Genomic DNA, 11,978 nt, shown 5'->3' with positions numbered 1-11,978 from the left:
CGCTCAGCTCACGTAGGTGTGGGCGTACTCGTGGTACTTGTCGATCTCGACGCCGTCGAGCAGCGCAAGCGCGTCGTCGGTTTGCACGGCGAGCGAGCAGTAGAGCGAGACGAGATACGAGGCGAGCGCATTGCGCCCGATGCCCATGAAGCGCACCGACAGGCCCGGACTCTGTTCGCCGGGCAGCCCCGGCTGGAACAGGCCGACGACGCCCTGGCGCTTGTCGCCGGTGCGCAGCAGGAGGATCTTCGATCTGCCGTCCTCGACCGGCACCTTGTCGGACGGAATCAGCGGAATGCCGCGCCAGGTGATGAATTGCGAACCGAACAGGCTCACCGTCGGCGGCGGCACGCCGCGGCGCGTGCACTCGCGGCCGAACGCGGCGATCGCGAGCGGGTGAGTCAGGAAGAACGCCGGCTCTTTCCAGACCTTGGTCAGCAGTTCGTCGAGATCGTCGGGCGTCGGCGCGCCGGTCAGCGTCTGCAGGCGCTGCGACTCGGCGACGTTGGCGATAAGGCCGTAGTCGGGATTGTTGATCAACTCGTTTTCCTGCTTCTCCTTGATCGTCTCGATGGTCAGGCGCAGTTGCTCTTTCACCTGATCGAACGGGCTCGAATAGAGATCGGAAATGCGCGTGTTCACTTCGAGCACGGTCGAGCATGCGCTCAAGGTGTATTCGCGCGGCTTCGGATCGTAGTCGACGAAGGTCTGCGGCAGGTCGGACTCGTCGCGGCGCGCGCAGGCGAAATCGACGTTTTGCGGATTCTTCACCTTGTTGAGCCGATAAACGCCGGCTTCGACCGGCAGCCACTGCAGGAGGTGGGTGAGCCAGCGCGGCGAGATGATGTCGAGTTTCGGCGCGGATTTGGTCGTGTTGGCAAGCTGGCGTGCGCCAGCATCGCCGAGCGCGAGCTGCTGAGTCTTTTTATCGGCCATGATGCGTCCTAATGGGCGGTGACGTAAGAATGGATGCGCTGCATGATGTTAGGCAGGCGGTGGTTCAGTGGCAAATGAAATTGCAGTATCCGACAGGTTTCATTGCAGGCGTTCGCTCGCCGCGCCAGGCAGAAAAAAGGCCGCGTTGAAAGCGCGGCCTTTTGGCGTCAATGGCGTGGAGGCGGAGGCAGCCATGCGCGAGTTCTTCGATTCAGTCTTGTACCCAGGGCAGACCGGCGGCACGCCAGCCATTGCGGCTGCCGCGATGGCGCTGCTCGTCGAGCTCGCCCTCGAATCCTTCTTCGATGCTGTGCACGTCGCTGAATCCCGCCGCGCGGGCCGCCTCGGCGGCCGCGGCCGCGCGCACGCCGCTGCGGCAGAGCAGCAGCACGGTCGCGTCCTTGCCGGTCTTGGCTTCCAGCTCGCGGACGAAACGCGGATTGCGCGTCAGGCGCGTGCCGGTTGCCCAGGCGATGTGAATCGAATCGGGCACGTAGCCGACGAAGGCGCGCTCTTCGGCGGTGCGCACGTCGACCAGCTTTGCCGCGCCTGCGGCGAACAGTCGCCACGCTTCGCGCGGCGACAGCGTATCGCCGAGCGGCGCCGGCGTGCCGGCGGCATAGGTCGAGACGGCAAACGAATCGGCAGAGACGGTTTGTTCGAGCAGGACGGTCATGACTTTAGCCTTGATCAAAGCAACGAGGTTGCGTGGTAGCAAACTAGGTCCGCTGCGCGGTGAAACAAAAGGATGAAACCCGGTTTGCTTAGAACAAAAAGGAATAAAGCACCGTTTGCCGAGGCCGCCGGCCGATCGAATACGGCGACGTGACGTATCGCGGTCGGCTTTGGATTGCCTGGCGGCGATGCGCATGCCGCCGCATGCCTTGAATATCGCAGCCCTGGGCACGCCACGGCCGCACGAACCGGGGCGCTTTGCAAAAGGAAACTGTCGGAAGCGCAAAAGATCGTCGAGGTGCAACTGTGCTCCACTTGCCTCATTGCAGTCAGGAGGCGGGGATGTGGCGCAATTTCAAAATATAAAATCCGGCGGGTTTGTCCCGCTTATCGTCAGCGCGGGCTGTTGTTTAGCCGCCGGTACGACTCACGCACAAAACGCGCAGACGGACGCGACGTCGGGCCAGAACGAGAAGACGGCGCCCGCCACCGACGAGGCCATGCGTCTCGGCGATGTCGTGGTCACCGCGCAAAAGACCGCGGAACGCTCCAGTCGCGTGCCGCTGAGCCTGACCGCGATCACGCCCGAGGAAATGGATGCGCTCGGTGCGAAAGGCATCGAAGACCTTGCCAGATCGATCCCCGGCCTGAGTTATCTGCCGTCGAGCGGGCTCGGCACGCCGTCGATCGCGATTCGCGGGATTGCCTCGGTGGTCGGCGATTCGACCACGGGCATCTATATCGACGACACGCCGATCCAGGTGCGCAATTCTCTGTTCGCCGGCAGCGCCAATCCGCGCCTGTTCGACCTCGACCGGGTCGAAGTGCTGCGTGGCCCGCAGGGCACCCTGTTCGGTGCGAGTTCCGAAGGCGGCACGATCCGCTACATCACGCCGCAGCCGAGCCTCGACGCGTATTCCGGTTTTGCGCGGGCCGAAATCAGCAGCACGCAAGGCGGCGATCTGAATGGCACGCTCGGTGCGGCGGTCGGCGGCCCGCTGATCGAGAACGAACTCGGCTTCAGGGCCAGCGTCGCGCAAAGCCATGTCGGCGGCTGGATCGATCGCGTGTCGCCCGACGGCAAGCAGCAGCTCGACAGCAATATCAACTCCGGCAACGACACCGTCGCGCGCTTCGCGCTGGCCTGGGCGCCGAACGAGCGTCTCACGATCACGCCGAGCGTCTACTACCAGCGCGTTTCCACCGCGGCGCCGTCGATGTCCTGGCGCGGTCTCGGCGGCACGGCGTATGCGGACGATACGGCGGGCTGGGCGATCGAGCAGCCGAGCCGCGACAAGTTCGTGCTGTCGAGCATCAGCGCGGAATATCGCTTCGAAAATTTCTCGGTCAAATCGATCACCTCGAATTTCTATCGCAACTACACGCGCACCGACGACTACAGCAACTACATTCCGGAGCTGCTTTTCCGCGTGCCGTTCATTCCGGGACTGAGCGGATTCCAGGAAGCCAGCAACGATCAGGTCACTCAGCGCAACCTCACCCAGGAACTGCGCTTTTCTTCGAACGGACCCTCGCGGCTGACCTGGGTCGGCGGCCTGTATTTCCAGCGTGCGACCTACAACTTTACCCAGAGCGTTGCCGGGCCAATGGATCTGCTGCTGAAGACGGTGGCCGGTGTGTCGGTGGAGCAGGCGTTCGGCGTTCCGCTGCTGCCGGGCGACGTCGCCTACTACGGCAATACGCGCACCGTCGACAAGCAGTTCGCGGCGTTCGGCGACGTGCGCTACGAGATCGTCGACAATCTGAAACTGATTTTCGGCCTGCGCGCCGCGCATACCGAACTGGAGTACCGGCAGTTCGCCAACGGCCCGTTGAACAATCCGCCGACGGCGGCTTCGGGAACCAAGGACGAATCGCCGGTTACGCCGAAGTTCGGAATTTCCTATCAGCTCGACGAGGCGAAGATGCTCTACGCCAACGCGGCGAAGGGCTATCGCGTCGGCGGGGTGAACAATGCCGTGCCGTCGGCGTGTGCTTCCGAACTCGCCGCCCTGGGCCTGACCCGTTCGCCGACCACCTACGATTCCGACAGCCTGTGGAACTACGAGGTCGGCGGCAAATTCGCTTTCCTCGACAACAGGCTGTCGCTCAACAGCAGCGTCTACTACACGCGCTGGAGCAATATCCAGCAGCTCGTCGGCCTGCCGAGCTGCGGCTTCAGCTACGTCGGCAATCTCGGCTCGGCGACGAGCAAGGGCGTCGAACTCGAAGCGAAGGCGCGCGTTTCCGACCATCTGATCCTCGGTCTGAGCGCGAGCTACACCAACTCGCAGTTCGCCGACGACGTCCTCGGCGGCACGCTCGCCGGAGGCCAGCGCGCGCTGATCGCGCGCAAGGGCGATGAACTGGTCGGCGTGCCGAAGTGGATGGTCGCCGCGAACCTGCAATACAACTTCAGTCTCGCCGACGGCTACAACAGTTCGCTGCGCGCCGACTATCAATGGCTCGGGCCGTACGTGCGCACGCCGTCGTTCGGCGTGACCGGCTACGACCCGGTCATCCGCGATGCGTCTTCGTATTATTTTCTCGCCCTGCGTGCCACAACGAGCTGGCAGCAATGGGAGACCGCGGTTTTCCTCAATAACGTGTTCGACCAGCGGCCGACCATTTATGCGGCCGATTCGGTGCTCAGTCCCAACTCGCGTTCCCTGCTCGCGCAAACCTCGCTGCAGCCGCGCACGTTCGGCATCAGCCTGACCCGGTACTTCTGATGAATCCGGCGAACGCATTCAGTGCCGACTATGCGCAGGCACGCACGAAATTTCTCGATGCGGCGGCAGACGCGGGCGCCGCGGTGGAGCGCATTCTGCATCCCGAGCGTGGCCCCGCCGACGAGGTGCTCTCGACCGATGTGGCCTGGCTGGGGCCGCGTTCGGCCGAGCGCGTGCTCGTGCTCATCTCGGGCACGCACGGTGTCGAAGGCTTTTGCGGTTCGGGCGCGCAGATCGATTGGTTGCGCCGCGGCGAAGGCGCGAACCTCGCCGAAAACACCGCGGTTCTGCTGATCCACGCGATCAATCCGCACGGTTTCGCCTGGGTGCGCCGGGTCACCGAAGACAATGTCGATTTGAATCGCAACTGGTTCGATTTCGACACGCGTGCGATGCCGCCCAATCCCGAATACCTGGCGATACGCGACGGCATCTGCCTGCGCGAATACACACCGCAGGCAGTCGCCGCCGCCGACGCCGCGCTGGCCGACTACGCCGCCAGGCACGGACGCGCGGCGATGGTCGCGGCGATCACCACGGGACAGCACATCGACCCGCAGGGACTGTTCTTTGCCGGCACGCAGGCGACGTGGTCGCGGCGCACGCAGACGGCAATCTTCCGCGAATACCTCGGCCAAGCGGCCAAGGTCGCCATCATCGACTATCACACCGGCCTCGGGCCGTGGGGCTACGCCGAACGCATCGTCACCCTGCCGCCCGCGCACGCCGCGTTCGCACGCGCGCGGGCGTGGTACGGCGCCGCGGTCACTTCGTCGTGCGACGGCAGTTCGTCGGTCGCCGCGATCGACGGCGACGGTGTCGGCGCGGCGCACGCGCTATTGAGCGGTGCCGAGATTACCGGCATCGCCTTCGAGTGCGGGGTGAAAACGCCCGAAGAAACTCTCGACGCGCTGCGCGCCGATCTCTGGCTGTACCAACACGGCGATCCGCGATCGCCGCAGGGCGACGAGATCCGCATGCAGTTGCGCGATGTGTTCTATGCCGATTGCGACTACTGGAAAGGCATGGTCGCCGCTCAGTCTTTGCTGCTGTGCCGGCAGGCACTGGCCGGGCTGCACAGTTCCGATTCGATCAAGGCCGATCCCGCCGGATCGGCATCCAACAAATCCCAATGGGGCAGGGCAGCCGCATGAGCACTTCCGTTTCCTCTTCCGCGAACCCAGGCTTGGACTGGCATGCACGCCGTGTGACGCCGCGGACAATTCCGTTCATCAACGGCGCGTGGGCCGAGCCGATCTCGACCGCGTCGTTCGTCGATGTGAATCCGGCAACTGGCCGCACGTTGTGGAAGATTGCCGACTGCGGCGCCGCCGACGTCGACAGCGCGGTGCGCGCTGCGCGTACCGCGTTCGACGACGGCCGCTGGCGCCATCTGCCGCCGTTGTATCGCAAGGCCATCCTGTTGCGCGTCGCCGATCTGATCGAGGCGCATCGCGAAGAATTGGCCTTGCTCGATTCCTTGGAAATGGGCAAGCCGATCAGTGCGGCGCTGGGCGAGGTGGTCGTCGCCGCGGGCTTCTTCCGCTTCTATGCCGAGACGATCGACAAGCTCTACGGTCAGGTCGCGCCGAGCGAACGCAACTGCCTCGCACTCGCCGCGAACGAACCGCGCGGCGTGATCGGCGCGATCACGCCGTGGAACTATCCGCTATGCAATGCCGCGATAAAGCTCGCGCCCGCATTGGCCGCGGGCAACAGCGTCGTGATCAAGCCGTCCGAGGTCGCGCCGTTGTCGAGCCTGCGCCTGGCCGAGTTGGCCGTAGAGGCGGGCCTGCCGCCCGGCGTATTCAACGCGGTGCCCGGATCGGGCAGCGCGGCGGGCAATGCGCTCGCGCATCACGGCGACGTGGATCTGCTGACCTTCACCGGTTCGACGCTGACCGGGCGGCGCATCCTGCGCGCGTCGGCCGATTCCAATGCCAAGCCGACGATCCTCGAATGCGGCGGCAAGTCGCCGCAACTGGTCTTCCGCGACGTCAGCGATTTGGCCGCGGTGGCGCGCCAGGTCGTGATCGACGCGTTTGAAAACCAGGGCCAGCTCTGCGTGGCGAAGACGCGCCTGCTGGTCGATGCGGAGATCGCGGACGAGTTTATGCAGCACGTCGTCGAAGCGGCGGGTTCGATCCGGGCCGGCGATCCGCTCGATCCGGCGACCTTGTACGGCCCGGTCGCCAGCCGCGCGCAGAAAGAACGCGTGCTTGGCTACGTCGAAAGCGGCAAGCAGCAAGGGGCGCGTCTGCGTTTCGCCGCCGAGCCCGCAGCGGCGGACGATGCGGCGTGTTTCGTTCCGGGCGTGATTTTCGATCGCGTCGATCCTGCGGCGAGGATCGCGCAGGAAGAAATATTTGGTCCGGTGCTGAGCTGCTTCACCTTTACGAAAGAGGAAGAAGCCGTGCGCTTGGCCAACGACAGCGCCTACGGTCTCGCGGCGACGATATGGACGGGCGATCTCGGCCGCGGCGTGCGTCTTTCGCACTCGATCCGCGCGGGGCGCATTCAATTCGGTGGTGCGCCGGTCGGCGGCATGGGCGCCGCCTATTCATTGCCGGCCGAGCCGGTCGCGCAGTCGGGTTTCGGCGTGGAAGGCGGCGTCGCAGGTATTCTTCCGTACACGCACTTGAAAGCAATCACCCTGCTGGGCTGAGGTCCGTTCCGCATATGATCGAATCGAACCATGATTGACGCCTCCTCGTCGGCAAAACCTTCGCCGGCCATCGCCGGTGGCGGGCAGGGACCCCTCTCGCTGGGCAAGCTGCTGGCCTATAGCGGCCCGGCGATTCCGATGAATATCCTGTTCGTGCCGCTGGTCATTTATCTGCCGCCGTTCTACAGCACGGATATGCGTCTGGATCTGGCTACCGTGGGTTTGATCTTTTTCCTCGTGCGGATGTGGGATGCGGTGCTCGATCAGGTCATGGGCTACGTTTCCGATCGCGTGCATACGCGTTACGGCCGCCGCCGCATCTGGATGCTGGCCGCCGTGCCGCTGCTGATGCTCGCGGCCAAGTTCCTGCTCGATCCGCCCGCGGGCGCTGGTTACGCGCATCTGTGGATCTGCGTGTTCGTGTTTTACTGCGCGTGGACGATGCTGCAGATTCCGTATCTGTCCTGGGGCGCGGAGCTGTCGGACAACTATCTCGGCCGCAACCGCATCACGAGTTTTCGCGAAGCCGCCGGCATGGTCGGCATCGTGCTCGCGGTTCTGCTGCCGTTGCTGGTGCTGCCTGAAAGCGCGCGCTCGATTCACAATATTCTCGCCGTCGTCCTCGTCGCAGCCTTGGTGCTGTTGCCGACGACGGTGTTGTTCGCTGCGGCAAGCGTCGGCGAGAACCGCATCGAGCAGACGCACACGTCGTTCTTTGCCGCGTTGCGCGCCGTCGCGGCGAACAAACCGTTCCTGCGTTTGATGGCGGCCTATCTGATCGGCGGCGTCGCGACCAGCATCTACAACGCCTGCGTGGTCTTCCTGATCGATGTGGGCATGAACTTGCCGGGCAGCTTTCTGCTTCTCGTCGTGACCCAGTATCTGTCCGGCATCGTTTGCGTGCCGCTGTTGATGATGGCGGTCGCGCGCATCGGCAAGCATCGCGCCTTGTGTCTCGGCATCGGCGGCACGTCGCTCGCGCTGCTCGGTATGGCTTTCGTGCAGCCGGGCGTGCTCTGGCAGGGCGTGCTGCCTTTCGTCGTGCTCGGGCCGGCGGTGGCCGCGAGCTTGTTGCTGCCATCGGCGATCGTCGCCGATACGGTAGATCTCGACATGCTGCGCACCGGCGAAAGCCGCGCGGGCCAATACATGGCGGTGCTCAATTTCGTCGCGAAGATGGGCATCGCGATCGGCGTCGGCATCGGCCTGCCTCTGCTCGGCTGGCTCGGTTATCAGCCGAATGCGCAGCATGGCCCGGACGATATCCGCACCTTGCATATGGTCGGTCTATTTCTGCCCGCGCTGATGTGCTTGCCGGCGATAGCCCTGCTGTGGAATTTCCCTCTGGGCCGCCGCGAGAGCGCACTTTTGCAGCGCCGATTGCAGGATCGAAGCCGGCGAAGAACTCCGGATGAAAAGGTGGCAACAACGCAGAATGCCGAAGCCGGCAGCGGACCTGTTTTTTCTGCCGCCAATGAGTGACGACGCGAGTTGGGACTACATCATTGTCGGCGGCGGCACCGCCGGTTGTGTGCTGGCGAATCGTTTGTCGGCAAATGGACGCCACAGCGTCTTGCTGCTCGAAGCGGGGCCGGCCGACCGCTCGCCGCTGTTCCGCGTGCCGGCCGGGCAGGCGGCGACGTTCGGCAATCCGCGCTACGACTGGTGTTATTGGTCGCAGCCCGATCCGACCTTGAACAATCGCACGCATCCGTGGCCGCGCGGCAAGGTGCTCGGCGGCAGCAGTTCGATCAACGGCATGATCTACATTCGCGGCCAGCGCGAGGACTACGACCATTGGGCGGCGCTCGGCAATACGGGCTGGAGCTATGCCGACGTGCTGCCGTATTTTCGCCGCGCCGAAAACAATAGCCGCGGCGAGAATGCCTATCACGGTGCGCAAGGCTTGCTGGCTGTGCAGGACGTTCCTTCGCCGCATCTTCTGGTGAAAAATTTCATCGCCGCCGGGCAGGAAGTCGGCATTCCGTTCAACGCCGACGTCAACGGCGAGCGCCAGGCCGGCGTCGGGCCGAATCAGGGAACGGTCAAGAACGGTTCGCGCCACAGCACGGCGCGCGCCTATCTGCATTCGGCGCGATCGCGCGCCAACCTCACAGTCGCGACGGCGGCGCATGTCGACAAGATCGTGTTCGACGGCGATCGCGCAACGGGCGTGCAGGTGGTTCACGAGGGCGCAAGCCGGACCTATTCGGCGCGCCGCGAAGTTCTGCTCTGCGCGGGCGCGCTAGCCTCGCCGCTGATCCTGCTGCGCTCGGGCATCGGCGATGAAGCGCAACTGCGCCGCCACGGCGTGCCGCTGCGGCATGCGCTGCCGGGCGTCGGCGCCAATCTGCAGGAGCATCCGGGCGTTTTCGTCTCGTGCTATGTATCGCAGCGCACGTACAACGACGCGGCAAAGCCGTGGTGGGCGGTATTGCACGGCCTCGACTGGCTGCTGCGCGGCAAAGGTCCGTTGAGTTCGCCGACGTCGCACGCGGTCGCATTTTTCAACACGCGCGGCGACGACGCACCGCCCGATATACAACTGCACTTTATTCCGCTCGGCTATACCTTTGTCGACGGTGCGCCGAGCTTGAGCAAACGTTCGGCGGTGTCGCTTGCGGTGAATCTGTCGCGTCCGCTGAGCCGCAGCCGGGTCGAGCTGAGTTCGCTCGATCCTGCCGCGCCGCCGCTGATTCTGTCGCGCTTGCTTGAGCATCCCGACGACGTGACGCGCTTGGCCGATGGCTGCCGAACCGCGGTGCGCATTCTGCAGTCCGCGGCATTCTCCGGCGACTATCGCGGTCTTTGCGCCGCGGTTCCCGAAGCAGCCGATCGCACCGGCTGGGACGATTTCGTGCGCCGCACCGCGGGCCCGATCTATCACCCGGTCGGAACCTGCCGCATGGGCGCCGATGCGCTGGCAGTCGTCGATGCGCAACTCAGGGTGCATGGAGTGGAAAGTCTACGCGTCGTCGATGCGTCGATCATGCCGAGCATTCCTTCCGGCAACACCAACGCGCCGACGATCATGGTCGCCGAGAAGGCCGCGGATTTGATTCTCGCCGCGGCCGGCTGATCGGTGTCGAAGCGCGGCGCTCGTCGCCGCGCTGTCATCGGATTGCAAAGAAAAAACTCGAACGCGAAGAAGACGCTCGCCGAACGCCGTGATGAACTCCGGAACGGTATATAACCGGGGGATATGGCTTATGCGTACGCTGCAGAATTTCGTTCTGGCCGCCGTTGCCGCGGCATCGATCCTGTGCGGTTCCGAAGGGTTTGCCCAGTCGTCGCCGTTGATCCGCACGACCCAGTACGGTGCGATCGAAGGAACTCTCGGCGCCGGTCAAACGACCTACGCATGGCTCGGGATTCCTTATGCCAAGCCGCCGGTCGGAGCGCGCCGCTGGAAGGCGCCGGCCGAACCCGATGCGTGGCCGGCCACGCTGGCGACGCAGATGCCCGGCAATCCATGCAGTCAGATGTCGAGCATTTACGGTCCGCCGTCGCCGGGCCAGCCTTGGGGCAGGGCCAATGCCGACACGTTCGGTGCGCCGATCGGTAGCGAGGATTGCCTTACTCTGAATATCTGGCGTCCCGCCAGCGCCGTGCAGAATCTGCCGGTCATCGTCTTTATCCACGGCGGCAGCAACCTGGTCGGCTACTCTAACGATCCGATGTACGACGGCGCCGCCCTCGCACTCGGCGCCAATGCCGTAGTGGTCACGGCGAACTATCGCCTCGACGTGTTCGGCTGGCTGACGCATGCGGCGCTGGCCAGCGGCGATGCACTTGACGACTCGGGCAACTACGGCACGCTCGATCTGATCCGCGCGCTGCAATTCGTCCACGACAACGTCGCAGCGTTCGGCGGCGACGCGGGCAATGTCACCCTGATCGGGCAGTCGGCCGGCGCGATCGACATGTTCAGCCTGATCGTTTCGCCTTTGACCGTCGGCCTGTTCCAGCGCGGCATTGCGATGAGCGGCTACGTGAGCACCAACACGCCGGCAAACGGCCAGCAGTACACGCAAGGCTTGCTGCAGCGCTTGCTCGTGCAGGACGGTACGGCAGCCAACACGCTTGCCGCGCAGTTCTATCTGGCCGGCAAGAACGCGGCCTGGATCAAGCAGTATCTGTACTCAAAATCCGCTGCCGATCTGCTCCGCGCCGGTACGATCGCGGGCACATCGCCGCCGACGGTATTCAGCGACGGCCAAGTGGTGCCCGCGTATCCGTTTGCGGCGATCGCTGCCGGCAACTTCCGCAACGTGCCGTTGATCGTCGGCACGACGCAGGAGGAGGGCAAGGGCATGGTCAGCACCGACGCCTACAAGATCAGCGACGCCGATCGCTTTCGCCTGATGTTCGACTTCGATCCCGACGCGCCTTCGACCTTGAGCCTGGCCGACATCGTGCAGCCGATCTATCAACCCTGGCTCGGCCCTGCGCTTTACAACGTTTACGCTGGTTTGCTGACCACGGCAGGCAAGACCCTGGTGCAAGGCACGCTCGGCGCGCTGGCAGCGAAGCAGCCGAGAGTCTACGTCTACAGCTTCGACTGGGCCGCGCAGCGCGCGCCGTGGAACGACGTGTATGGTGCGCGCCACGCGATGGATCTGCCTTTCCTCTTCGGCAATTTCGGCCGCAATCTGTTTTCGGCCTGTTTCGGCGCGGCCAATCGCGGCGGCCGCGAAGCGCTGTCGGCAGCGATGATGGCCGGCGTGGCGGCCTTCATCCGCACGGACGATCCGAACGATCCTGCGCTCGGTGCGACGTGGCAGAGCTACCCCGCATCGCTCGGCGTTTTGCATTTCGATGTGTCGCAGACGCAGGCCGCTATCCGCATGCAGTAAGGCCAGGGATTTATAAGCAGACACCGCCGTCCCGCGCGCCGCCGCTTGAACGTCGCCGCGCGGAGTTGAAGTTGACACCTCGATGGATAGCGTAAATGATGGGTTTGGGAGGCA

Annotated in this window: 8 protein-coding genes; 6 read left to right on the top strand and 2 right to left on the bottom strand. The window is 64.5% G+C overall.

Translation table 11 applies throughout. The features are described from left to right. Positions 1-3 precede the first annotated feature (3 nt). Both FFS30_RS08490 and FFS30_RS24085 read right to left on the bottom strand, forming a co-directional pair. Positions 4-936, bottom strand: coding sequence for a family 2A encapsulin nanocompartment shell protein (locus FFS30_RS08490; protein ID WP_137912718.1), 933 nt, complete (start codon positions 934-936; stop codon positions 4-6). 211 nt (positions 937-1,147) lie between these two features. After that, positions 1,148-1,915, bottom strand: a complete 768-nt coding sequence (locus FFS30_RS24085) for a rhodanese-like domain-containing protein (protein WP_212742439.1) — start codon at positions 1,913-1,915, stop codon at positions 1,148-1,150. A gap of 196 nt (positions 1,916-2,111) precedes the next feature. Here FFS30_RS24085 and FFS30_RS08480 point away from each other — a divergent pair, with 196 nt between their 5' ends. From FFS30_RS08480 to FFS30_RS08455, 6 genes are all read left to right on the top strand, one after another. Then, on the top strand, positions 2,112-4,343 hold the full coding sequence (locus tag FFS30_RS08480) for a TonB-dependent receptor (protein WP_171014513.1): 2,232 nt from the start codon (positions 2,112-2,114) through the stop codon (positions 4,341-4,343). Further along, a complete protein-coding gene (locus FFS30_RS08475) occupies positions 4,343-5,497 on the top strand; it encodes a M14 family metallopeptidase (RefSeq protein WP_212742438.1) in 1,155 nt (384 codons plus the stop codon). Before FFS30_RS08480 ends, FFS30_RS08475 begins: the two co-directional genes overlap by 1 nt. Further along, on the top strand, positions 5,494-7,008 hold the full coding sequence (locus tag FFS30_RS08470; protein WP_171014512.1) for an aldehyde dehydrogenase family protein: 1,515 nt from the start codon (positions 5,494-5,496) through the stop codon (positions 7,006-7,008). Before FFS30_RS08475 ends, FFS30_RS08470 begins: the two co-directional genes overlap by 4 nt. 30 nt (positions 7,009-7,038) lie before the next feature. Beyond that, on the top strand, positions 7,039-8,490 hold the full coding sequence (locus tag FFS30_RS08465; protein ID WP_137912714.1) for an MFS transporter: 1,452 nt from the start codon (positions 7,039-7,041) through the stop codon (positions 8,488-8,490). Then, entirely contained in the window at positions 8,483-10,087 is a 1,605-nt protein-coding gene (locus FFS30_RS08460; RefSeq protein WP_137912713.1) for a GMC family oxidoreductase N-terminal domain-containing protein, read from the top strand. The genes FFS30_RS08465 and FFS30_RS08460 overlap by 8 nt, the downstream gene beginning before the upstream one ends. A gap of 130 nt (positions 10,088-10,217) precedes the next feature. Further along, complete coding sequence (locus FFS30_RS08455) at positions 10,218-11,864, top strand: carboxylesterase family protein (RefSeq protein ID WP_171014511.1); 1,647 nt, start codon at positions 10,218-10,220, stop codon at positions 11,862-11,864. The last annotated feature ends 114 nt before the right edge of the window (positions 11,865-11,978 follow it).

This window comes from Rudaea sp. 3F27F6, from assembly GCF_005503555.1.
In the GTDB taxonomy this organism is placed as follows: domain Bacteria; phylum Pseudomonadota; class Gammaproteobacteria; order Xanthomonadales; family Rhodanobacteraceae; genus Rudaea.
This window is presented reverse-complemented; position numbering and strand designations above follow the sequence as displayed.